We start from the raw sequence: 24008 nt of genomic DNA, 5'->3' as shown, positions 1-24008 counted from the left end.
AGATGGCGATCCACCTAGATCGCCTGGAGAAACAGGGGTAACCCCCCCCTGCTTCTCCAGAGACCAGAGCATTATGATGTGAAAAAGAAACCCACGTCTCAAAATGACGGGGTTTCTCGACAATCTGACAGCGGTAGTCTGAGACTGCCGCTGTCTTTTTTGTTGGCGCCAGTCTAATACTTATTTTATGGGATCTGTCGGTTTTTAAAATTTAAAAGCCGCTTGGAGCAGCAAAACTTTATTTTCTTCTGACACTTTTTTCTTTGACAAAAGTATACTTATCCTATAGGATTAAAAATACAAAACTGACTGACTGATCAATCGGGAGGAGGAAATCCATGCAGCCACGGAAGGCGAAGCAGTCCGAGATTGACTCAAATGACCAACCTGCTGAGCATGCGGGAGAAGAAACAGACCGCAGAACACAGCTTCTTCACATTGCATTAAAGCGGTTCGCCGAGCAGGGTTACCACCAAACGAAGATTTCAGATATCGTGGTAGAGGCGGGAGTAGCCCAAGGCACGTTTTATTGGCATTTTAAAAGCAAAGAGGCACTGGCGCTGGAGATTATCGCCACCGGTCGTGAACAACTACTGTCAGCGATTGGACAGGGATATCGCCGTGATGCGGGAACGCTGGCTGATATGGTTAAGGCTTCGGAAGCGCTGTTTGTTCGATTATTTGATTTTGCATCGGAGAACCGCTATCTGATGGGGTTGCTGCTGATCGGCAGCGGTGTCGATGAACCGGTGCGCCAGAGTATCCGAGAGACAAGGGCCGCGATGGAGCTGGCATTCCGGCGCAATATGGAAAGAGCGATGGAGCTGAACATGTTGCCTGCTGAATTGGATGTCGAATTAAGGGCGGCACTACTCATGAGCATGATCGAAGGTGTCATTACACGCTGGCTATTCGGTTCAGAGGGAACACATGACCACATCACGCAGATAACTGCTAAAAGATTGGCAGAAGAAGCGGCTAATTTTGAGTTTTATGGACTATTAGGTCAAAGCTAGAGGGTCAACATCGCATGAATGGGTAGTTGGCAACAAATAATATAGCCAAATCACATATATGAACTCAATCATTTACATCCAGACAGGAGAGAAGGATACATGAAAACATGTAAAAAAGGGTTCTTGGTAACTACACTCATGGCTCTGGCATTGTTCAGCCTTGTGCTAAGCGCTTGTGGTACTAAGCCAGAAGCTTCTAATACTAGCAATGGAGCGGGTAGCAGTAATGTGGCAGCGAGTAACCAGCTCGAAGCAATCAAAAAGGCTGGTGTAATGAAGGTAGGCATGATGGGCACCTATCCGCCGTACAATTTCTTGAACGATAACAAGGAATTGGACGGATTTGATGTGGATATCGCCAAAGAATTGGCGAAGCGAATTGGAGTGAAACCGGAGTTCACGGCACAAGAATTCTCGGGACTGGTTCCAAGTTTGCAAAAGAAAAAATTCGATGCAGTGATTAGTCAGGTGACGATTACAGAGGATCGTAAGAAGGCTATTGACTTCACAGAGCCTTATATCACAAACAATGTAAACATTATCGTAAACAGCAAAACGAATGATATTACCAAGCTGGAGGACTTTAAAGGCAAAACCATTGGTGTCGGCCTGGGAACGAATGATGAATCTTATCTGCGGAATGAGGTACTGCCGAAGGTAGGCGATTTTGAGATTAAAACATATGATGATGTCATTACTTCCTTAAAGGATCTAAACTCTGGTCGTATTGACGCAACAATCAACAATCTGTATGCTCTCAAGCCTATTATTGATAAAAACGGTTTCCAAATTAAAGCCGTAGGCGAGCCGATTAAATCGGATCAAGCGGGTGTAGCCATTAACCAGAAAACTCCTGAGCTCAAAGAAGCCTTGAACAAGGCTTTGAAGGAAATGAAGGAAGACGGCACTTACAAAACAATTTTCAAAAAATGGTTTGGCGAGGAGCCAAAAGAATAACGTAAGCCTGTTAGAGGCGTCTGGCTCCAGTCTTGGCTTTCATGCTGACATGGGGCCACTCGTCTGAAAGAAGGGAATATAACCAATGCTTGAATTAATGTGGGAGAACGTCCCTTTTTTATTAAAGGGTGCTTATTATACGCTATATATTACGATTGTCTCTATGTTTTTTGGCCTAATCATTGGTTTGGTTGTTGCTGTGGCCCGGTTGAAGGGGAATCGACCCGTTCGATGGCTGGCGCGCATGTATGTATCGATCATTCGGGGAACGCCGGTTTTGGTGCAGATTGCGGTCATTTATTATGGACTGGATGATTATGGAATATCATTCGGATCGCTGACGGCTGCTTGTTTAGCACTTAGTATTAATACAGGGGCGTACTTGTCGGAGACGTTCCGTGGAGCTATTTTAGCCGTACCCCAGGGACAGACTGAGGCAGCTTATGCGACGGGAATGTCGCCCGGTCAAACGATGTGGCGTATTATTCTTCCTCAGGCGGTACGCATTGCAATTGCACCGATGGGGAATACATTTGTGGGTATGCTTAAAGAAACATCGCTGGTGTCGGTGATCGGGGTCAGTGAATTGATGCGACAGGCCCAGCTTTTACAAGCACAGTATTTGCGCTACATGCCGTTTCTGCTCGAAATTGGCCTGATGTACTGGATTATGAGCATTGGATTCTCCGCTATACTGGAGCGGGTGGAAAAGCGTCTGGCTCGAGCTTATTAAGGTGGAGATGATAGATGATGATAACAACAAACGGATTAGGTAAACGATTCGGACAGGTAGAGGTTCTGAAAAGCATTGATTTTCAGGTTGCCGCTCGTGAAATCGTCGTATTACTCGGCCCGAGCGGTTCAGGTAAAAGTACCTTGCTGCGGTGCCTGAACGGTCTAGAAGAGCTGTCTTCCGGCAAGTTTGAGGTAAATGGGATTGAGGTCGATGCTACAGCTCCCGTTCGTGTCCGCCAAGCAGCCATTCGTGATATTCGCAAACAGACGGGGATGGTGTTCCAGCAATTCAATCTGTATCCGCACAAAACCGCCATCGGCAATGTCATTGAAGGACTGCTGACCGTAAAAAAAAATGCCGCGCGACAAGGCTATGTCCATCGGACAACGGTTGTTGGAGCGGGTGGGGTTATCGGACAAGCAGGATGTACATCCTTCACGTCTGTCCGGTGGACAGCAGCAACGGGTAGCCATTGCGCGTGCGCTGGCGATGGACCCGGCAATTATGCTGTTCGACGAGCCGACATCGGCGCTTGATCCCGAGCTGGTAGGGGAAGTGCTGGGTGTTATGCGAGAATTGGCTCAAGACGGGATGACGATGGTCGTGGTTACCCATGAGATGAAATTTGCTCGTGAGGTGGCGGACAAGGTCGTATTTATGGCAGATGGTATCATTTTGGAGGAGGCAGCGCCACAGGCGTTTTTTGATACTCCCCAGCATGAGAGAACACAGAAATTTTTACGCCAAATCAGTGAATTTTAAAATAAGTCGAAGAAGAATTATAGATTATTAAAATGGAAAGAAGGCCTTTAAACATGAAAGTATCTACAACTTGGCACGGCAAACGCGCGTTTACTTCGGAGGGACCATCCGGTTATTCGGTAGGGATGGATGCTACGGCGGCTTATGGCGGTGATGGTAAAGGAATGACACCCATGGAACTGCTGTTGGCAGGTCTGGCAGGATGTATGGGTATCGATATCACAATGATTTTGGATCGTTTCTTGTCGGACATTACTCGCATTGATATTGACGCAGAAGGTACGCGCAAGGAAGAAACGCCGACAGGCTTTACAGCGATTGATCTGACATTCCACGTAGATGGAGATATTCCGGATTACCGCGTATGGAAAGCAATTCAGATGGGTAAGGAAAAATATTGTGCCGTATCCGATTCCTTAAAAGCGGAAATTCGAATGCACCTCATTTTGAATGGAACTGAAGTACCCTATCCAGCATAAGTGTTGAAGAATAGTGAAAGAGAGTCAGCCTGTGTTATGTACAGGAGGCTCTCTTTTTTGTGTTATTTGAAAATATGACACGTAATGAAACTTTTTGTACTGTATTTTCGTTTAAAATAGAAATTGAAATATAAAAATGGGAAAATAAACCTATGTATGAAATGCATACAGGGGGAGGTTATAGTGAAACGAAAGTGCCTTATCATAATAGCAACTATTGTGGCTACAGTGCTCATCGTTATGGGTGTGACAACAGGATTACTATCTTTCATGCAGAATCAAGTGGCTAATCCTCCAAATACTGTCCGACCCACAACTGCGATTGTAGCCGAGGTTCAGGGTGAAACGAAGGAACAGGATGCTGCTCGGTGTTTGCTTCATTTTGTGGAGACGAATGCAGAAAAGGTTTCGATTACGATTCTGAGAGATGGAAAAAAGCTGGCAGGCCAAGAAGAGAACCGGATGATGCCTTTGGCGAGCACTGTCAAAACGATCATTGCGATTGAATATGCCAAGCAAGCGGCGGTGGGTCAGATTAACCCGGATAAGAGAGTGAAGCTGATTTCGCTGGAAAGGTTTTATTTGCCGGGTTTGGATGGTGGTGCTCATGCGGCGTGGCTACAGGATATGGAAGCTAAAGGGCGGATACAGAATGAAACTGTATCTGTACGCGAGGTTGCCAAGGGGATGATTCAATTCAGTTCCAACGCCAATGCGGAGTATTTAATGGACAAACTGGGGTTGGAAGCGATCAATCGGACGAGAGCCAACTTGGGTTTGCAAAATCATGATCCTATTTATCCTTTTGTATCCTCTATTCTGATTCCTTACGAACGTATGAAGGAGAGCCAAGGTGAGAATTGGAATAATACAAAGAATAATATTTCTGCCAAAGAAGCCATCCAGGCGATGTCTGGCACGGAGTTTCGCCGATATGCCCGTGTGATTCATAACAAGCTGCGCCGTGATGTGAGTGGTTCTTACAAGAGAAACGCAGATATTAAGAACTGGTATGACCAGGATTATGACCGTATCAATACGGATCGTTTTATAGCTTCAACGACAGCCGATTATGCCTTTTTAATGAGTAAGCTGAACCGCCGTCAAGGGTTCACAAAAGTTGAGCAAAAGTTATTGTCCGAGGTCATGGAGAAACCTCTTATGGTTCTTCCTGAAAACCAGCAATTTCTGAAACATACTGGGCAAAAAGGTGGCTCCACGGCTTATGTTTTGACACTGGCCATGTATGCGACAGATAAGGAAGGGCATACGACAGAACTAGCTGTCTTTTTTAACGATTTGGATCCTAACACAAATGCCAGCTTGCCTGAAATGATAAATGATTTTAAAAAGAGATTACTACATGATAAATCGTTTACAAAAGAAATTAATCAGCGTATCGGTGTACAGGTGAGAAGGTAACGCAGCTAAACGCTACGGTATAATACAGCGTTTAGCTGCGTTGCGCAACTCCTTATCCTCATCCTATCCGCTGCCTTTCTGTTTGCGTTCCCGTAGTAATAGATACAAAAAATATGGCGCGCCAATGACGGCTGTCACGATGCCAGCGGGAATTTCGAGCGGCGGCTTCAGACCCCGTCCGAGCGCGTCGGAGAGGACGAGAATCAGCGCGCCGATCATCGCCGAACCGGGCAATAGATAGCGGTGGCGATTGCCAAATAACCGCCGTGCCAGATGCGGTGCCAGCAGTCCGATAAAGCCGATGGAGCCGATGGCAGCGACACAGGAGGCAGCCAAGGCGACTGACACAGCGAGCAGTCTTGTACGCACACGCTTCACGCTAAGACCCAGCCCAGCAGAGCTTTCCTCATCTAGGCCCATAATATCCAGCTTGCGCTGTAGTGCATAGGCGAGAGGTAGTAACACGATTAACCACGGCAGTAGCCCATACACTTCGTCCCAGCCTTTGCCCCACAGACTTCCAGCTAGCCAAGTGAGCGTGTCGCTGGCTTCGAGTGGATACTTGACCAGTATATAGTCGGTCGCAGCCTGAAAAATAGCGCCCACCGCCAGTCCGGTCAAGGCTAGCATGTTGGGACGCATGCCTCCCTTCATCGAAAGCTGTACGAGCAACAGTGCTGCTAGCCCGGCACCGACAAAGGCGGCTACAGGCAACAGCGCCACTGGGGATGAGGGCAGCAGTACGATGACGAGAACCGCCGCAAAGCCAGCCCCCTTGGATACACCTACCACATCTGGCGAGGCTAGCGGGTTGCGGATCATACCTTGCAGCAGAACACCGGCTACTGCAAGGCCAGCACCGGCCATGATGGCCAGCAGGCCACGAGGCAGTCGGTAATGGTGAACGATGAACCAGGAAGAGGCATTTCGGTCAGTCAGAGCCGCGATCAGCTCAGAGGGCGTAATGTAGGTGCTGCCCACGCCGATAGCTACAAAGGAAACACCCAGCATTAACACGAGTAAAATCCACAGCTTTTTCATCGTGAAGCCCTCCCGTTCTTATGCGCTAGATATAAAAAGAAGGGCGCGCCCACCAGCGCGGTTACGATACCAACGGGCGATTCATAAGGAAAGGCAATAAATCGTCCAAGCACGTCTGCATATGTCAGCAGCAGAGCTCCGCAGATTGCAGACAGGGGGATGACCCGTTTGTAATTATCGCCTGTAAACACCTTGATGATATTCGGCACCATCAGGCCCACAAAGCCGATAGACCCGGCTACTGCTACAGCAGAGCCTGCCAGCATAATCACTGAGGCTGAGGCCAGTAAGCGGACAAGACGTACGTTTTGTCCCAACCCCTGTGCGACCTCCGTCCCGAGGCTCAGCACAGATAGCGAAGGGGCTAGCGCCAGTGCAAGAATCATACCCACGGCAAACCATGGTAGCACCAGACGCGTGTCGGCCCATGTGGACCCGTCGATGGCTCCGGCGAGCCAATACAGCACATCAGATATTTGCTCGTTGAACACGAGCAGTCCTTGGGTGACGGAGGCCAGCAACAGATGCACGGCCATCCCGGCAAGGGCCAGCTTGACCGGCGTCATGCCCGCCGTTCCGGCCAGCGCGTATACGAAGGAGCCGCCTGCGATGGCCCCGGCAAAAGCAAAATAAATGCTGCCGGACGATCCGATATTCGGCAGCAGCACGACGGACAGCACGACAGCCAGCGAAGCGCCTGAGCTGACTCCGAATACCTGCGGCGAAGCCAGCGGGTTGCGCGTGATGGCCTGCATCAGGGCTCCAGCCACGGCAAGCCCGGCCCCGACGATTAGGCCAATAACGGCACGCGGTAGGCGTACCGTCAAGACAATGAGCTGATCCTTAGACGGATGCTCGGTGAACAGCGCAGTCAGCATGGTGGGGATGTCCATCCTGACCGGGCCAATCGCCACGCTGAGCAGAAATCCAGCCAGCAACGCAGCGATAAGTGCAAAGAAGACCGGCTTATTCAGCCGGTCGCGTGAGGCTTGTCCGATCAACGGGAGCCGTCTCCTTTACTTTGCGCGGGATACAGAAGCGAAATGGCTTGCTCCAGTATTTTTTCGGCTGAGCCGAGTCCACGGTACCGGGTCCATAGTGCCCGGTTCACTTCGTAAACTTCCCCTTTTTTGACGGCTGTAATGTTTTGCCAAAGCGGGTTTTGCTTCCATTCCGCAATCAGCTTCTCATCGGCTTCCACCAAAAAGATCACATCAGGATCCGCTTGTGAAATCTGTTCAAGCGTAAGCTTGACGGTAGGTTCGCTTGTATTTTGAAGGGCGTTGTGGATACCTGCTTGCTCCAGCAGTTGTCCATCAAAGGATGAAGCGCCGTGAGCCGATAGTGAATCAGAACGGAATACCCCTAGCAATACGCTGCGTGGCTCACCAGCTTTGATGCCTTCTTTCAACTTTTCCATTGTAGCTTTATGCGCCGCGAGAATTTGCTCGCCTTTTTCCTTCTCACCCAACGCATCGGCGATGACACTGAAGGATGCCAGGTTTTGTTCATAGGAGGAATTTCGGCTCTTTAGAACAATGGTCGGAGCAATCTCGCTTAGTTCTTTGTATATGCTTTTATGACGATTCAGATCGGCAATAATCAAATCCGGCTTCAAGGAGCTGATCGTCTCCAGGTTGGGCTGTTTGCGCGTGCCTACTGGTGTGAAGTCGATTTTCTTGCCGAGCAGCCCATCAATATCATCGTCATTTTCCTGAGCTATGCCGACAGGTGTTACGCCCAGTTGGGTTGTAGCATCGACAAAAGAGAATTCCAAGGTTACGATTCTTTTGGGTGTACCCGTAACTTTGGTTTCTCCCATCTCATGTTTAATCATTCGAGTGTCGCCTGTTGCTTGAGGTGCTGCTGCGCTGTTATCTTGTGACTGGCTTCCACATCCCGCCATAATGACCGTCAGTAGTGCCAGGATCACTGCAAGCAGCATGCCTGTGCACAGTGGTTGTTTCGGTGTTGCCATATATTATCCCCCGTTCCAAGTATGCTTACCAGAGAAACTGATAATCATTATCAATCAACTAACTGATGATCATTCTAGCAATCGGGAAGGAGGACGTAAATAATGTGGTCATTTAAACCGTTTTGATCGATTAAATGAATTAAATTCATTAAAATTACGAATAAGAGGAGGGAGAAGTACCGACATCAGAGATGGATGGTTTATGCATCTCCCCGCTGTCGGCGATAGATACGCTCTGGTCTGCCAACGGTTCCGTACACCTGATCGTGGTGCGCATCGCCACTTTCCACTAAGTACTCCAGATACCTTCTGGCTGTAGAACGGCTCATACCCAGCTCAATTCCCACTGTACCTGTAGTCACCTCACCCCGTCGATTCAGGAGATCTAGCACTTTGTCGCAAGTCACTTTATCGATGCCTTTGGCCCATAGTTCTCCAACTCCGTTCCCTGCCATCCGACCGGTGCCCACGCTTTGAAGCAAACTGTCAATTTCCGATTGCTCCACCGTGGATTGTTCTTCCTGCCATGTTGTGACTTGTCGCCGAAACCGGGCGTATTCCTTCAAGGTAGCACGCAATCTCTCAAATACAAGCGGCTTCACGATAAAATCAAACACGCCTGCACGAACGGCTTGTACCACTGTTTCAGCTTCTTTGGCGGCAGTCAGCATAACAACATCTGTACCCGGATAGTGTTGCTTGATGAACGATAGCAGGGTTAGACCATCCGTATCAGGAAAATAAACATCCAGCACGACTAGAGGAGGACGAAGTACGTCCAGTTGAAGTTTTGCCTCAAATTCGTTTGTCGCGATTGCACATACGGTGAACCCATCCACCTTTTCAATAAATCGGCGGTTAATCTCCGCAATTCGCGGATCATCTTCAATAATAAGAACCTCAATATCCGATAAAACCCGCTCATTCATGGGCGTAATCTCCTTTTGCATCATTACTCGTATCAGTTCTTTGTAAAGGAATGTATACCTCAAAAATACTTCCACCACCAGGCCGTTCGTGTACTTCTATAGAGCCGCCCATTCGTTCAGTGTACTCCAGCACGAGAGCAAGGCCATATCCATGTCCAGCTTCTGCTTTGGTCGAAGCTCCTCTGACAAACAGCTTTTCTTGGATATCGTCCGAAATTCCCGATCCGTTATCTGCAACTTCGACGATGATGGCTTCAGTCGTTTCTTCAAGCCGGAACCAGACCTGTCCGTCAGAGATGGAGGACATCGCAACAGCTTCCATGGCATTGTCCAGCAGGTTTCCGACTACGGAAGCGAGAAAGGACCACTCCAACGTAGGAGACTGGGTTGAGAATGCTCCTTTAATATCAGAATGGAGTAAGATCCCTTTTTCCAGCGCCTGTTTCTTCTTGCCGATCAGTAGGCTGGCGATGATTGAATCGGGCAGGAGAGCAGTGGCAATCGGCCTGTGTACACGATATTCCTCTGATTCCTGGGTGATAAAGTCCACCGCTTCGTCATAACACTCCAACTGAATCAGGCCGGATATGAGATACAGCCGATTGGCGTATTCGTGTGTTTGTGATCGCAGTACTTCCGCATAATCTTTGACCTCTGTCAACTGTTGTGTCATTCGGAGCAGTTCGGTCTTGTCACGCAGACTGGCAACTGTTCCCATGATGCGACCGGAACGATCCTGGATCGGCACACGGCTGACGACTACAGTTCGCTGCTGGACCTCAATTTCCTTATTCCATATGTACTGTCCCTGATCTGGCCCCATCGTTGAATGCTCTACTGTGTAATCGGCAACAAGCATATCAACCAGTACATCCGGAACACCAGTCAAGTGACGAAGGTCGCATCCGTAGATAGAGGTTTCCGGTGGGAGTCCGATCAAACGAGCTGCCTGTGGATTGGCAAGTGTGATTTGTCCGTTACTATTTACCGCGATAATCCCTTCGCCGATGGACTCAATAATGGCTTGCTTTTCCTGGTACAACCGTCCGATCTCCACTGGATCCAGTCCATGCAGTGCGCGGCGTACCCGTTGCGCTATAATCAGGCTTCCCAATATGCCGATCATCAGAGCACCCACCATTAACCAGAGCCATGCATATGTGTATGTACGAATATTTTGCTGCACATCTGTCATTAAAAAACCTACAGAGACGAGCCCGATGGCCTTACCTTGCTGATCATAAACGGCTGTTTTGGCGCGTATTGACGGTCCAAGAGAGCCCGTCGATTCAGTGATCAAGGACTGCCCTTGCAGTACCTTATCATTCATGGGGTCTATCATAGGCGTGCCGATGCGCTCCGGGTTTACATGCCACTGCCGGATGAGATGACGATCAGCAATAGTAATAAAATCAGCTCCGCTGCTGGCTTGGACGGGCTTTATGGCCTCGTTGATACGCGAACGCAATTGCGTCGTCTCGGTCCGCTCCAGAGCGTCTCTGACCTGCGCATCTACGGCGAGGGTATTGGCGACGGTTAGCGCCCTTTTTCCGATTTCATCATATAGAGCGGAGGTGATCATATATCGAAAGGATAATCCCAACAGCCCGGTAACTACCAGTACTAAAAGGGATATAAATACTATAAGTTTTGTCTGAAAACGCACATGCCTTCACCGCCGTTAAACAAAATATAGGAGGAACGAATAAGCCGATAATCTCCTCCATACGATCCATTTTACTGCATTACAGAAACGCCCGCACTTTTATTCTATCGAAAGAATGGTCTATAATAGAAATAGTTACATAATACGAGGAGGAACATAATATGATTATTATTCATGCCGATATGAAAGTTTTACCTGAGAAAAGAGAAACTTTTTTGCAACAAACCAAAGGGCTGATCAGCGCATCCCAAGCTGAAGAAGGCAATGTACGTTACACGTTAATGCAGGATCTGAATGATCCCAACGCATTTACGATGGTTGAAGAGTGGAAAGATGCTGCTGCTGTAGATTTCCATAATAATTCTGCCCATTTCCAGGCATTTGTTGCCGCCGCTAAAGAATTGTTGGCTGCTCCGCTTCAAGTGAATGCTTTTCAGGATGCAACTAAACTGTAACCATCCCGTTGGATAATTCATAATCAGGAACAGGAGGAATAGACATGGGGAACATTGCAGATACAACTGTACTGAATAACGGAGTTCAGATGCCTTGGCTTGGTTTTGGTACCTACAAGGCGGAAGGTAATGAGGTCTACGAAGCGGTCAAAACAGCTATTGAGGTCGGTTACCGTCACATTGATACAGCGGCGATCTACGGCAACGAGGAACTGGTTGGACAAGCCATTCGTGATAGTGGAGCGGCTAGAGAAAATCTGTTTGTAACCACCAAGCTATGGAATCAGGATCAGGGCTACGATTCAACACTGCGTGCCTTTGAGGAAAGTCGTAAACGGCTGGGTCTGGATATCATTGATCTGTATCTCATTCATTGGCCTGGTAAGGATAAGTACAAGGAAACCTGGAAAGCATTTGAACGCTTGTATGAAGAAGGAAGCGTACGCGCTATCGGCGTTAGTAACTTCCAAGTTCACCATCTCGAAGACCTCCTCCAAGATAGCAACATGGTTCCTGTCATCAATCAAGTGGAGCTTCACCCACGTCTGACACAACAAGAGCTGCATCAATACTGCCGGGAGCACCAGATTCAGCTAGAATCGTGGAGCCCGCTGATGAAGGGGAAATTAACCGAGCAAGCGGACATCGTTGAGATTGCTGCCAAATACGGTAAAACCTCTTCGCAGGTCATTTTGCGTTGGCATCTGGATCGGGGGATTGTGACGATTCCCAAATCGGTAACCGCGCATCGTATTCGCGAAAATGCTGATTTATTCGATTTTGAACTAACGACTGAGGATATTGACCGAATTAATGGTCTTCATCTGGATGAGCGTGTAGGCACCCATCCCGATAAGCTGTTGTTTTAAATAAATATTCACTTGTAAAAAGAACCTCCCATTCTGCGTTTATCGCGGTTTGGGAGGTTCCTTTTTTAGGTTCAGGTGTGGCTTTGTCTATTTACTTGCTTAGCTTACGATACAACAAGTAAGAATAGAGTACAGGAGAGATAACGGATATGATCAGTACGGTTAGGAAAATGACTACTCCCGCCATTCCACCGATCCATGCCGCCACCAACGCTGAAGCACCGCCAAGCATCATCATAGGCCCCCCGAAACGGTGCGTTTTACGCCATACCTCGGGGTTAGACAGAGTCCACGGCGTGCGGATACCGAACGTATAGTTCGGCTGTACCTGAGTCATATAATTCCCCATCACCATCAGCATCAGGCCTATTAACCCTAAAATTATAGCATTCATTTGCAGTCGTATATTCAGGTTATACAGCAGCATTCCCCATCCAGCTACAGCGAGAACTACAGAAACACCTGCACGCGTAACTTCATAGGCTTTTGAAAATTTCTCATAATTAGCTCTGTTGGGGTCCATGTGGCGTGCCAATCGAATGACCAGCGGGACTAGGCCCAACAACACGAGCATGATAATAGAACCACTTTTGCTCGTATACCCGTCTGCTGTATTGTTAAAGTTAATATGCGAGGCTAGAACATTGGGAAGCCGGTCGTACAGCAGTATAGCGCCTATGGCGGGTGATAAGGCAATCAAAGTTGTCAAAACATCCGTCAAGCTCCAAGGTGTTCGAAATTTCATTCAGATTCCTCCCCATCCTTAATATGATTCACATTTTTCCTGGCAGGGGTATCGGAGTGGGCTATACTGAACATCCAACCGATGACATCCGCCATAACCGTTGTATGCAGGGTGTATATAATGTTTTGCCCCTGTCGTTCATCCAGCACCAGCCCAGCCTGCTTTAGGATATTGAGATGGTGGGAGATGCTGGGTTTGCTAATTTGAAAATGTTCAGCTACTTCGCCTGCGCTCATGCTTTTTTCCTTTAAAAGCTGCAAGATTGTACGCCGGGTCGGATCAGCCAAAGCTTTGAAGGCATCGTTCAAAATACATTTCCTCCTTTAGATATTTAGATAATACTCTAAATATCTAACACCATAGTAAAATACAGCTATACTACATGTCAATGGAACAAGACATCATTTTAGAAAAAATTAACGAGGTCAATTATGTTTGTATAAAGTAGTGAAATGGGCTATAATCAATTTATACAAAAATAAGATTCTTAATTTAAAGTTAATTAGAGGAGGGAATAGATATGAAACACGTCTTTCGTAAAGGAAATGATCCGCAAGCCCCGGTTATTTTGCTGTTGCATGGTACAGGCGGGAATGAACAAGACTTAATACCTTTGGCTGAGATGGTAGCACCGGGAGCTTCTGTGTTAGGCGTAAGAGGAAATGTGCTGGAAAATGGGATGCCGCGTTTCTTTCGCCGTTTGGCAGAAGGAGTGTTCGACATTGAGGATCTCGTATTTCGTACCAAAGAACTGAGCGAATTTGTGGACACAGCTGCAGAGCAATACGATTTTGACCGTAATAACGTGGTGGCTCTGGGCTATTCCAATGGTGCAAACATAGCCGCCAGCATGCTCTTTCACGATGCAAAAGCGTTACGCGGAGCTATTTTGCACCATGCAATGGTGCCGTTGCGTGGGCTGGACTTGCCTGAATTGAACGGTGTCCCTGTATTTCTGTCTTCCGGTGAAAATGACCCGATTGTTCCGACTTTGGAATCCCGGGAGCTGCAAGCATTATTGGAGGGAGCCGGAGCGCAGGTGGAAGCATATTGGGAACGCAATGGTCATCAATTGACCCGTACAGAAGCTGCCGCCGCAGGCCAATGGTTTGGAAAGCATTTTAATGTATAAAATAACTCGATAACGATCAAGCTACGGTTTAGCGCTCCCGTGAGCGATTCTATATTAGGAGGCGTCAAACCAATGGCAAAACCGGATAATCGAGCCGATAATGTTGAACATTTGCAACAAAGTATTCAGAACACACTGCAGAACCTGCATGAAGCTGAAGGATATCTAAACGAATTTTCCTCTGAAATCAGCAACGAGGAACGTCAGCAGATCGAAGAAAAAAATAATCGTCGCAAAGAAAGTATTAGATCATTTCGCGAAGAAGTGAAGGACGAAGCAGCTCATTCCCAAGAGTAGTAAAAATAGAGAGGCCCAACTTCGAGTTTTAATTCGGGTGGGGCCTCTTTTTTATGCAAAAATCATCATAACCGCATTCAATTCATTTGCCCCCTATAATGCAGTGGAGACGCTAATCTTCGTTGAAAATAAAAATTTTATAAATAATGTTGTTGTAAACTAATTTGTATTGATGTTAAATAATAAAAGAAAGCGCAATCATTTATGAATTAGGATTTCATCATGCGAAGGGGGAAGGATATGCTGCTGCGAAGAAAAAGCATGGCTTTGATGCTTATGGCGGTGGTTTTGATGGCTGGACTGCTGCAAGGCTGTTCTTTCAAGAACGATGAAAAGGATGGGCCGGGAACAGAACTTGTATTATGGACGTTCAATGAACTGCATGAGAAGTTTTTTCTGCAAATGGCTGACCAATGGAACCAACAGCACCCTGATGAATTGATTAATTTGAAAGCGAATACATTTCCTTATGACAACCATCACAGCAAGCTGTCGATTGCGCTGCAATCGGGGGTGGGAGCGCCGGATATCGCGGATATCGAGGTGAACAAGATCGGTAATTTCCTCAAAGGGATACCGCAACTGGTCCCGCTCAATCCGGTAATTGACCCCGAGATCAATAACATTGTACCTTCCAGAGTACAGATTTACGGCAAAGACGGTAAATATTACGGCATTGATTTCCACGTTGGGGCCGAAGTGATGTATTACAATAAAGAGATTATGGATCAGGCGGGGGTAAACCCGGATTCCATCGTCACCTGGGCAGACTATGCTGCTGCAGGCAAGCAAGTACTGGCGAAAACAGGCAAGCCAATGGCGACCTTAGAAACGAATGACCTGTGGAGCTATTGGCCGATGATCTCCCAGCAAAATTCGGATTTTTTGGATGACAAGGGCGAATTGACGCTGGATAACGAAACCAATATTAAAACACTTGAGTTTCTTCAACAGATGGTAAAAGACAAAGTCGCTATTCCCTCACCGGGTGGCGGGCATCACATGGAGGAATACTACGGGTTTATGAACAAAGGTGGGGCTGCTTCGGTATGGATGCCGATGTGGTACATGGGGCGTTTTACGGATTACATGCCTGACCTCAAAGGTAAAATTATTATCAGACCCATGCCGGCGTGGGAAAAAGGTGGCTATCGCTCAGCGGGTATGGGCGGAACCGGAACGGTAGTCACGAACCAATCGAAGCACCAGGATTTGGCGATGCGTTTTCTGGCCTTTGCCAAGCTATCCAAGCAAGGGAATGTGGAGATCTGGAAGCAGCTTGGTTTTGATCCCATCCGTAGTGAAGTGTGGACGATGCCGGAAGCCAAAGCTAAGAATAAATTTACGGAGTATTTCGGAACGAATATTTTTGACACGCTCATCGAAGTCAAAGATGAAATCAATGCGGTGCATATCGGACCGAAAACGCCTGATATCGCCAGTGCTGTGCGCAATAAAATACTTTATCGGACACTGCAGAGTGGCGAAGATCCAGCCACGGTGCTACATGAGCTGGCAGATGAACTGAGATAGACCCCAACAGGAAAGGGAGTGAGATTCATGGCAACGCCCGTTCATACGAACGCTAATGTACCGACAGGTCAGCCGCCACAACCTCAGCGTCCGACCAGAAGCCGATGGAGTCGCTTTATTCATTCCAGCCGTACGGCACCGTATGTGTTTGTCCTTCCATTTTTACTGTCCTTTGCACTATTTTTTGCCTATCCGGTCATCTCGACGGTCATTATGAGCTTCCAGGAAGTCCTGCCAGGGATAACAACTTATGTTGGACTGGAAAATTATAAGGACTTAATCAATCCTACGTTTGGAAAGGCGATATTGAATAGCGTCCTGTACACGCTGCTTACACTGGTCGTGCTGATTCCTCTGCCGCTGGTATTGGCAGTATTGCTGAATTCGCCTAAAATGCCGGGCAGAGGGTTGTTTCGCTCCGTGATGTTTATACCTGCACTTACCTCGGTGGTGGTAGCAGGAACGATCTTCCGCCTCATGTTCGGGGAATTGGATGGTTCGCTGATGAACTCCCTGTTGGGGGTATTCGGTCTGGAGCCGTATAAATGGCTGATGAACGCCAACACCGGATTTTTAGCGTTGATCGTGCTGGCATTATGGAGATGGCTGGGTGTGAACATGCTGTACTATATGTCGGGACTCCAGAACATTCCTCCCGAGTTGTATGAAGCTGCGCAGATTGATGGAGCCAGTCGTTTCGATTCATTTTGGCGGATTACGATTCCTATGCTGAAACCAGTAACGATCTATGTATTTACGATTAGCATTTATGCGGGGTTATCCATGTTCACGGAAAGCTACATGTTATGGAACGGAAATAACTCCCCGAACGATATTGGTTTAACGATTGTTGGCTATCTCTATCGCCAAGGTCTGGAGCAGAACAGTATGGGCTTCGGAGCTGCGGTGGGCATTGTATTGCTCATATTTACACTCGTGCTGAACCTGATCCAGCTCAAATTTTTCGGCATGTTCCGGAAGGAGGATTAAGCGATGGCTCAGAAACAAAAAGGCTCGTTATCCGCATTGCTCGTTGTCCTGTTCATTCTGTTTGCCGGGTTTGCCTTGTTTCCGCTATTTGCCGTGACGCTTGCCTCGTTCAAGCCATCGACGGAGCTGTTGCGCTACGGCTTGAATCTTAAGCTGGAGTGGGACATCATGTCCTTGAAAAACTATGCGTTCATCTTTCAGGGGACGACGGATTATTTTCAATGGTACTGGAACAGTATTGTTATTACCGTCTTGTTTACGGTGTTATGTCTGATATTGTCCGCGATGGTGGGCTATGGTCTGGAAATGTACCGTTTTAGATTGAAAAATGTGATTTTCACACTGGTGCTGGTTGTAATGATGATTCCGGTAGAAATTATCATGCTGCCGCTCTACAAGCTAATGATCGGCATGAAGCTGATTAATACGGTATGGGGTGTAATTCTACCATTCGTCGTCGCGCCGATCCCGATCTTTTTCTTCCGTCAATATTTGAGTGGAGTACCCAAGGATTTTATGGATGCTGCGCGGGTTGACGGCTGTTCAGAATATGGCATTTTCGTACGCATTATGATGCCTCTAATGGCGCCTGCATTTGCGGCAATGGCTATTTTGCAGGCGATGAACAGTTGGAATAACTTCCTGTGGCCGATGATTGTATTGCGGACCAACGACATGCTGACACTGCCAATTGGACTGTCCAGTCTGCTGACGCCATATGGCAACAATTATGATGTGCTGATCGCGGGCTCCGTTTTGGCTATTTTACCGATTCTGGTCGTGTTTCTGTTCTTCCAGCGTTACTTTATTGAAGGAATGACGGCAGGTGGAGTAAAAGGGTAATCGGAGAGGTATTCAATGGAGCGATTGAATACAAGAAATGTGCAACGTCAGAAAAGGTTGATCGGGTATTGTCCCGGTCTGCCTTTTTTTTAGATTTGATTGATTTTCATTCTCATTTTCATGCTATCATCTGCACAAGCTATAGGTAAACGTGGTATGATATTTGAAAGATTTCAAATACAGCACTTTGCATAATTCGATTCCTGATTTGAAATTGCTCTTGGGATTTATGCAAAATGCTCAATACAGAAATATTCAGGCGGAGCGTGGAGAACCTATGGAACCAACAGAAACCCAGAAAACTGACCCGGCCACGGCGTCAACCGTTGGCATGGAGGATATTGTACGGGCGCATCATATGCTGCGTGAGGTGATTGTACGTACACCTTTACAGAGGGATGCCGTCCTATCGGCCAAATATAACTGTAATGTGTATCTGAAAAGAGAGGATCTCCAAGTCGTGCGGTCCTTTAAAATCCGTGGAGCTTACAACATGATCCGTAGCTTGACTCCCGAGCAAATGGAAAAAGGCATCGTGTGTGCGAGTGCGGGGAATCATGCGCAAGGTGTGGCTTTTTCATGTAATGCACTTGGTATCCACGGTAAAATATTTATGCCGAGTACAACGCCTAATCAGAAAGTGAAGCAGGTTCGTCGCTTTGGGGGAAACAGTGTAGAGGTCATTTTGACCGGAGATACGTTTGACGATGCTTATGATGAGGCCATGAAGGTGTGTAGCGAGCAGGCAATGACCTTCATCCATCCATTTGATCAGCCGAAAATTATTGCGGGCAATGGTACGATTGCGATGGAAGTGATGGAGAGTCTAGATACACCTATGGACTATGTGTTCGTAACGATTGGCGGCGGCGGTTTGGCGGCAGGCGTAGGTACGTATGTTAAAACCGTGAGTCCATCCACCAAGGTAATTGGTGTGGAACCCCTTGGCGCGGCGTCGATGACGGAAGCGATGCGTTTGCACAAGGTGGTTACACTGGATCAAATAGATAAGTTTGTTGACGGAGCTGCGGTGAAGCGTGTGGGTCAGCTGACATACGATATTTGTAAACATACCTTGGACGATATTGTGAAGGTACCGGAAGGTAAAGCATGTACCGCGATTCTGGAGCTGTATAATGAAAATGCGATTGTTGTGGAGCCTGCGGGTTCACTGCCTGTTGCAGCACTTGATCTATATCGCGAGCAGATTCAAGGCAAAACGGTTGTCTGTATCGTCAGCGGTGGTAACAACGATATAGATCGAATGCAGGAGATTAAGGAACGGTCCCTAATTTACGAAGGACTGAAGCATTATTTTATGGTGAATTTCCCGCAAAGAGCTGGGGCACTGCGTGAGTTTCTACAGGATGTGCTTGGACCGGACGACGATATTACTAGGTTTGAATATACGAAAAAGAATGATAAGGAAAATGGACCAGCTCTGGTCGGCATTGAGCTGTTCCACAAGGAAGACTATCTTCCTTTAATTGAACGAATGAACCGCAAGGGGCTTAAATATACGGAACTGAATAAAAACGAAAATCTATTTAATATGCTAATTTGAGAAGGAGCCTACGGGCTCCTTTTTGGTATCAGGATTTTGCGAAATCTTCGTATGTATAGCGTTATGCGTAGTTTATAAATTTCTTTTTATTTGAAATAAAGCGTTTACAAAACTGAATGTGATAGGTTAATATATGGGTAACTTCATAAGTATAAACACTAATGTAATAGGTGTGTCACCTGAATTCCATTATAAGATACTCATTCGGAGGTGCGAAAGAAATGTTGAAAGCATGGAAAAAATCAGTACGGAGTAAATTGACCCGAACGGCGTTTGCTGCCGTAACCTCGGCTGCTTTGTTACTTTCAGTGATGCCATCTGCATCCGCAGAGCACTGGGCGTTAACTGGTGATGTGGCAGTACATGATCCGTCCATTACGAAAGAAGGCAACGCTTGGTATATTTTCTCCACAGGGCAGGGGATACAGGTTCAAAGATCGGACGACGGACGCAATTTTTACAGATTGCCGCAAATATTCCTGTCGTCGCCATCATGGTGGAAATCGTATGTACCTAAGCAAAAGCCTAACGATGTGTGGGCACCGGACGCTCAGAAGTACAATGGACGTGTCTGGGTTTACTATTCCATTTCTACTTTTGGGTCACGCACTTCGGCCATTGGATTAACTTCAGCAACAAGCATTGGCGCGGGAAGCTGGAGAGATGATGGACTCGTGCTGCGTACGACGGATGCCAACGATTATAATGCGATTGACCCGAATCTCGTCATTGACGCTTCCGGTAACCCGTGGCTTTCCTTTGGTTCATGGAATTCAGGCTTGAAAGTGACTCGATTGGACAAGAATACGATGAAGCCTACGGGGCAGATCTATTCTATCGCCAAGCGTACGGCGGGTGGTTTGGAAGCGCCACATGTTACATACCGTGATGGGTATTATTATCTGTTTGCTTCCATTGATAACTGCTGCAAAGGCGTAGACAGTAATTATAAGATTATTTACGGGCGCTCTACTAGTATTACCGGACCGTATGTGGACAAGAGCGGCAAAAGCCTGATGGACGGCGGCGGAACGATACTGGATGCGGGGAATGACCGTTGGAAGGGACCTGGCGGCCAATCCGTCTATAATAACAGTGTCATTGCGCGTCATGCCTATGATGCCACTGATAAAGGAAATCCAAAACTTCTGATTAGTGATTTGAAATGGGATTCGGCAGGCTGGCCTACGTACTAAAGAGAGGACCGTTTGGAGTCACCTATGTAGTAAAATCATATAGATATATTCAAAAACTGTTCCTCTTATGGGGAACAGTTTTTGGCTTGCAATGTCATAGAAACATGCTATTATGTATCAAGTTGATAATAATTATCATTATCGTTATCATTTTGGAAAACGTAATGATTTTTTCAGGTACGGAGGGAGTGACCTCATCAAATGCAGTCTAAAGACAGCATGGACAAACATACAGCTCGGACAGAGAGGGCAGTTCCTGAAGTAGTCATAACAGCACGTCCAGTACTTCGAGCGGGTAGGATTCGGCAGGCGTTGTTGTTCACAGCTTCGGCTGTATTGTTGGGTTTGGCCATATTCGCCGCCATTTCTCTCGGAGCCAAGGACTTGACCGTAAGCACCGTGTGGTCGGCAGTATTTCACTATGATCGTTCGCTGATGACACATCAGATCATTCATGAGTTGAGATTGCCGCGTGTACTCGGTGCAGCTGTTATTGGAGCTGCGCTGGCGGTTGCAGGTTCTCTGATTCAGGGCATTACGCGCAACCCGCTGGGAGATACAGGTGTGCTGGGCATTAACGCAGGAGCGATGTTTGTAGTTGCAGTGAGTTTTGCCTTTTTTCCCGATCTTCCTTATGGGACGTTAATAGTATTGTCGTTCCTGGGGGCGCTGATGAGTACCTTACTGGTATTTGGTCTGGGAGCATCTGCGCCTGGTGGATTGACACCTATGAGACTGACGGTGTCTGGAGCTGTGACGGCTGCCCTGTTAGGTTCCATGACTTCGGGGATTGCGATTTATTTTGATTTAAGTCAGGATTTAGCCTTCTGGTATGCGGGTGGTGTAGCCGGGATCAAATGGTCGCAGCTTGAGATTCTTGCACCGATTTTGCTTATTGTGATCGCCTGGTCTATGGGGCTGGCACGTTCTATTTCGCTGATTTCGATGGGCGATGAGGTGGCGTTAAACCTTGGGTTGAATCTCAGGCGCATTCGGCTTTTGGGTCTGCTGACCGTAGTGGTACTGGCGGGACTCTCTGTATCGGCTGCTGGAGCCATCGGCTTTGTAGGTTTGGTTATCCCACATATCGCTCGCAAGCTAATCGGTGTGGATTATCGCCAGATCGTGCCGCTGTCTGCGTTATTGGGAGCCGTGTTACTGGTGCTGGCAGATTTGGGAGCGAGAATGGCAAATCCGCCAGAGGAGCTAGCTATTGGAATTATGGTGTCTTTTATCGGAGTACCCTTTTTCCTCTTTCTCGCCCGTAAGGAAAGGAGGGATTTATAGTGAGTCGCTCTTTAGGGATTGGGGACACGAGAACGAAAAAGGCTTGGCTCGTTTGTTTGGTATTGGCGGGAATCAGCTTTGCCGTCCTTGTTTTGGGTTTGAATACCGGAACGATTCGTATTCCACCGCTACGCGTGCTGGATACGTTGTTTGGCGGTGGCAGCGGACGTGATCATATCGTTCTGTTCGAGTATCGTCTGCCTCGTATTGCTGTAACGGTGCTGGCTGGAGCGGGACTAGGCGCAGCCGGGGCGGTCATGCAAGGCTTGTCGCGGAACGCACTTGCTGATCCGGGAGTGCTCGGTCTTCATGCAGGGGCTGCGTTGGGACTGGTAATGTTCGTTAGCTTTTTTCGCGACTTGGACGGTTCGGCCGCCGTCCTGATCCCCTTGTTTACCTTTGCAGGAGGTGTCATTGCGGCGATGCTGATTGTTTTGTTGTCCTATAGCCGTAACAGAGGAATCGTGCCAGTGCGTCTGATTTTGTCCGGTATCGGTGTAGCCTCGGGCCTTAGCGCTATAACGCTGTATTGGTCCTTACGGCTGGATGAGGATACATACGCATTTACCGCACGTTGGTTGGCTGGCAGCGTTTGGGGCCGGGACTGGATACATGCAGCAGCTTTGCTGCCTTGGTTAGTCATTGTATTACCCTACGTTCTGTCGCAGACGCGCAGTCTGAATAACCTGTCGTTGGGTGACGAGACCGCGGCTGGAATCGGTACAAGTGTGAAGCGCCAGCGCCTATTACTGCTAGGCGCAGCTGTGGCTCTATCTAGTGCCAGTGTATCTATGGCCGGAGGCATCGGCTTTATCGGGCTGATTGCGCCTCATCTGGCTCGCCGTCTGGTTGGGCCGATGTACCAGCATTTGCTGCCAGTAGCCTGTTTGGTCGGGGTCGTCATTCTGGTCACCGCCGACACGATTGGGCGTTCGGTGTTTCAGCCAAATGCGATTCCCGCAGGTGTGGTGGTTGCTGTGGTAGGAGCTCCGTATTTTCTATTCTTGTTGTCCCGAACAAAATGACAGAAGAAGCCTTCTATAATGATCATTATAATGTAGAGCTTCTATAGCATAGGAGAGAATAAACATGAGAAAACACAAATTTGAGGGTTCAGGTTTTAAACGTTCATGGGTAGTCACAACTCTTGTTGTATGCATGATCATGCTATCTGCTTGCGGACAAGCAGCCGACAAACAGACTGCCGATACGAAAGCGGCGGACAGTGCGCAGACAACCATTAGTGCGGATTCGCGTATTGCTTCGATGTCAATTCATTTGACGAACAACTTGCTGGCATTGGGCATTACTCCGGCTGGTTCGGTCATTGGCGGAGATGTGAAGGATTTTCTACCGCATGTAAAAGATCGTCTTCAAAGTACCCGTAAGCTAGGTGTTGTCACTGATCCGGATATGGAAGCGGTACTGGAGCTTCAACCTGATCATATTTTCTTAGACAAAAAATATTCGGGAACCGATGTGGCCAAGTTTGAAAAAATTGCGCCGACCGACGTTTTTGATCTGGATGAAGGCACATGGAAAGATCAATTGAAAAAAATAGCCGTTATGGTCAAACATGAAGCACAGGCAGACGCATTTCTAAAAGACTATGATACACAGAGGGAACGAGTCAAAAAGCTGATTCATTCAAAAATTGGGGACGGAACGGTTATGGCTGTACGTGTGACGGCGAAAGAGGTTCGTGTTATGGGGATGAAGCGTCCGGTAGGACCGCTGTTATATCAGGATTTGGGCTTGAAGCCAGCCAAAGGTGTAGAAAAGATCAACAAGGCTTATCAGGTGGTTTCCCAAGAGGTTTTACCGGATTATGATGCCGATGCGATTCTTGTTATCATCAGTAAAGGCGCGGATGCCCAAAAGGTATACAAGCAGCTGGAAGGAAACACAGTATGGCAAGGTCTCAAAGCGGTGAAGCAAGGGCATGTCTACATGTTGGACGGACAGCCTTGGCTGGACTATTCCGCAATGGGACACAAAATGGCTCTGGATAATGCAGAACAACTATTTTCCAAATAAGTTCTAAAATATATCAAGCCGTATTCCTCCATGCAGCTTCTTGCAGGCCAGGAATACGGCTTTTTGGCGCACAC

Annotated in this window: 24 protein-coding genes and 1 pseudogene; 18 read left to right on the top strand and 7 right to left on the bottom strand. The window is 47.6% G+C overall.

Going from position 1 to position 24008, the window contains the following annotated elements; genetic code table 11:
* Positions 1-338 precede the first annotated feature (338 nt).
* The 6 genes and pseudogenes from ACWA2B_RS20505 to ACWA2B_RS20480 all read left to right on the top strand — a co-directional run bounded on the left by ACWA2B_RS20505 (position 339) and on the right by ACWA2B_RS20480 (position 5372).
* Positions 339-1016 (top strand): TetR/AcrR family transcriptional regulator, encoded by a 678-nt coding sequence (locus tag ACWA2B_RS20505; RefSeq protein ID WP_165149919.1) that lies wholly within the window; start codon positions 339-341, stop codon positions 1014-1016.
* 99 nt (positions 1017-1115) lie between these two features.
* Entirely contained in the window at positions 1116-1973 is an 858-nt protein-coding gene (locus tag ACWA2B_RS20500) for a transporter substrate-binding domain-containing protein (RefSeq protein WP_342434851.1), read from the top strand.
* Between the two features lie 85 nt (positions 1974-2058).
* The gene (locus ACWA2B_RS20495) at positions 2059-2706 is read left to right on the top strand and encodes an amino acid ABC transporter permease (RefSeq protein WP_029517154.1); all 648 of its coding nucleotides are present in this window, start codon (positions 2059-2061) and stop codon (positions 2704-2706) included.
* Between the two features lie 14 nt (positions 2707-2720).
* Positions 2721-3471: pseudogene (locus tag ACWA2B_RS20490) on the top strand (amino acid ABC transporter ATP-binding protein).
* Between the two features lie 53 nt (positions 3472-3524).
* The gene (locus ACWA2B_RS20485) at positions 3525-3950 is read left to right on the top strand and encodes an OsmC family protein (RefSeq protein ID WP_029517152.1); all 426 of its coding nucleotides are present in this window, start codon (positions 3525-3527) and stop codon (positions 3948-3950) included.
* 183 nt (positions 3951-4133) lie between these two features.
* Positions 4134-5372 carry a serine hydrolase gene (locus ACWA2B_RS20480; protein WP_449292583.1) on the top strand — a complete coding sequence of 413 codons (1239 nt, stop codon included), beginning with the start codon at positions 4134-4136 and terminating at the stop codon, positions 5370-5372.
* 63 nt (positions 5373-5435) lie between these two features.
* On the opposite strand, the gene ACWA2B_RS20475 is transcribed toward ACWA2B_RS20480, so the two are convergent.
* From ACWA2B_RS20475 to ACWA2B_RS20455, 5 genes are all read right to left on the bottom strand, one after another.
* A complete protein-coding gene (locus ACWA2B_RS20475) occupies positions 5436-6413 on the bottom strand; it encodes a FecCD family ABC transporter permease (protein ID WP_449292582.1) in 978 nt (325 codons plus the stop codon).
* On the bottom strand, positions 6410-7414 hold the full coding sequence (locus ACWA2B_RS20470) for a FecCD family ABC transporter permease (RefSeq protein WP_340954285.1): 1005 nt from the start codon (positions 7412-7414) through the stop codon (positions 6410-6412). Before ACWA2B_RS20470 ends, ACWA2B_RS20475 begins: the two co-directional genes overlap by 4 nt.
* Positions 7411-8391 (bottom strand): ABC transporter substrate-binding protein, encoded by a 981-nt coding sequence (locus tag ACWA2B_RS20465; RefSeq protein ID WP_449292581.1) that lies wholly within the window; start codon positions 8389-8391, stop codon positions 7411-7413. The genes ACWA2B_RS20470 and ACWA2B_RS20465 overlap by 4 nt, the downstream gene beginning before the upstream one ends.
* A 200-nt stretch (positions 8392-8591) precedes the next feature.
* Positions 8592-9320: a response regulator gene (locus tag ACWA2B_RS20460; protein ID WP_029517145.1), complete on the bottom strand. Its 729-nt coding sequence runs from the start codon at positions 9318-9320 to the stop codon at positions 8592-8594.
* Positions 9313-10986 (bottom strand): ATP-binding protein, encoded by a 1674-nt coding sequence (locus ACWA2B_RS20455; RefSeq protein ID WP_029517144.1) that lies wholly within the window; start codon positions 10984-10986, stop codon positions 9313-9315. Before ACWA2B_RS20455 ends, ACWA2B_RS20460 begins: the two co-directional genes overlap by 8 nt.
* Before the next feature lie 161 nt (positions 10987-11147).
* Here ACWA2B_RS20455 and ACWA2B_RS20450 point away from each other — a divergent pair, with 161 nt between their 5' ends.
* Both ACWA2B_RS20450 and ACWA2B_RS20445 read left to right on the top strand, forming a co-directional pair.
* Positions 11148-11441: a putative quinol monooxygenase gene (locus tag ACWA2B_RS20450; RefSeq protein ID WP_029517143.1), complete on the top strand. Its 294-nt coding sequence runs from the start codon at positions 11148-11150 to the stop codon at positions 11439-11441.
* A gap of 44 nt (positions 11442-11485) precedes the next feature.
* On the top strand, positions 11486-12310 hold the full coding sequence (locus tag ACWA2B_RS20445) for an aldo/keto reductase (RefSeq protein WP_318628212.1): 825 nt from the start codon (positions 11486-11488) through the stop codon (positions 12308-12310).
* Positions 12311-12401: 91 nt separating this feature from the next.
* Here the strand turns inward: ACWA2B_RS20445 and ACWA2B_RS20440 are convergent, their stop codons facing one another.
* Positions 12402-13055, bottom strand: a complete 654-nt coding sequence (locus tag ACWA2B_RS20440) for an SdpI family protein (RefSeq protein WP_318628213.1) — start codon at positions 13053-13055, stop codon at positions 12402-12404.
* The gene (locus tag ACWA2B_RS20435; RefSeq protein ID WP_449292580.1) at positions 13052-13363 is read right to left on the bottom strand and encodes an autorepressor SdpR family transcription factor; all 312 of its coding nucleotides are present in this window, start codon (positions 13361-13363) and stop codon (positions 13052-13054) included. Before ACWA2B_RS20435 ends, ACWA2B_RS20440 begins: the two co-directional genes overlap by 4 nt.
* Positions 13364-13575: 212 nt before the next feature.
* Between ACWA2B_RS20435 and ACWA2B_RS20430 the strand changes: the two genes are divergently transcribed.
* The 10 genes from ACWA2B_RS20430 to ACWA2B_RS20385 all read left to right on the top strand — a co-directional run bounded on the left by ACWA2B_RS20430 (position 13576) and on the right by ACWA2B_RS20385 (position 23934).
* The gene (locus ACWA2B_RS20430) at positions 13576-14187 is read left to right on the top strand and encodes an alpha/beta hydrolase (protein WP_318628214.1); all 612 of its coding nucleotides are present in this window, start codon (positions 13576-13578) and stop codon (positions 14185-14187) included.
* A 72-nt stretch (positions 14188-14259) separates the two neighbouring features.
* Positions 14260-14484, top strand: a complete 225-nt coding sequence (gene tlp, locus ACWA2B_RS20425; RefSeq protein ID WP_342428054.1) for a small acid-soluble spore protein Tlp — start codon at positions 14260-14262, stop codon at positions 14482-14484.
* Positions 14485-14724: 240 nt separating this feature from the next.
* Positions 14725-16017: an ABC transporter substrate-binding protein gene (locus ACWA2B_RS20420; protein ID WP_449292579.1), complete on the top strand. Its 1293-nt coding sequence runs from the start codon at positions 14725-14727 to the stop codon at positions 16015-16017.
* 27 nt (positions 16018-16044) lie between these two features.
* A complete protein-coding gene (locus tag ACWA2B_RS20415; RefSeq protein WP_449292578.1) occupies positions 16045-17007 on the top strand; it encodes a carbohydrate ABC transporter permease in 963 nt (320 codons plus the stop codon).
* Positions 17008-17010: 3 nt separating this feature from the next.
* A complete protein-coding gene (locus ACWA2B_RS20410; RefSeq protein ID WP_029517136.1) occupies positions 17011-17850 on the top strand; it encodes a carbohydrate ABC transporter permease in 840 nt (279 codons plus the stop codon).
* 277 nt (positions 17851-18127) lie between these two features.
* Entirely contained in the window at positions 18128-19414 is a 1287-nt protein-coding gene (gene ilvA / locus ACWA2B_RS20405) for a threonine ammonia-lyase IlvA (protein ID WP_307354054.1), read from the top strand.
* 221 nt (positions 19415-19635) lie between these two features.
* Complete coding sequence (locus ACWA2B_RS20400; protein WP_342425667.1) at positions 19636-20610, top strand: glycoside hydrolase family 43 protein; 975 nt, start codon at positions 19636-19638, stop codon at positions 20608-20610.
* A 201-nt stretch (positions 20611-20811) separates the two neighbouring features.
* On the top strand, positions 20812-21897 hold the full coding sequence (locus ACWA2B_RS20395) for a FecCD family ABC transporter permease (protein WP_318628218.1): 1086 nt from the start codon (positions 20812-20814) through the stop codon (positions 21895-21897).
* Positions 21897-22922 (top strand): FecCD family ABC transporter permease, encoded by a 1026-nt coding sequence (locus ACWA2B_RS20390; protein ID WP_340931360.1) that lies wholly within the window; start codon positions 21897-21899, stop codon positions 22920-22922. The genes ACWA2B_RS20395 and ACWA2B_RS20390 overlap by 1 nt, the downstream gene beginning before the upstream one ends.
* A 64-nt stretch (positions 22923-22986) precedes the next feature.
* Complete coding sequence (locus ACWA2B_RS20385) at positions 22987-23934, top strand: ABC transporter substrate-binding protein (protein ID WP_449292577.1); 948 nt, start codon at positions 22987-22989, stop codon at positions 23932-23934.
* The last annotated feature ends 74 nt before the right edge of the window (positions 23935-24008 follow it).

It is taken from the genome of Paenibacillus sp. CMM36 (assembly GCF_053570945.1).
Note: the sequence above shows the minus strand (reverse complement) of the source record. Positions and strands in the feature narration are given on the sequence as shown.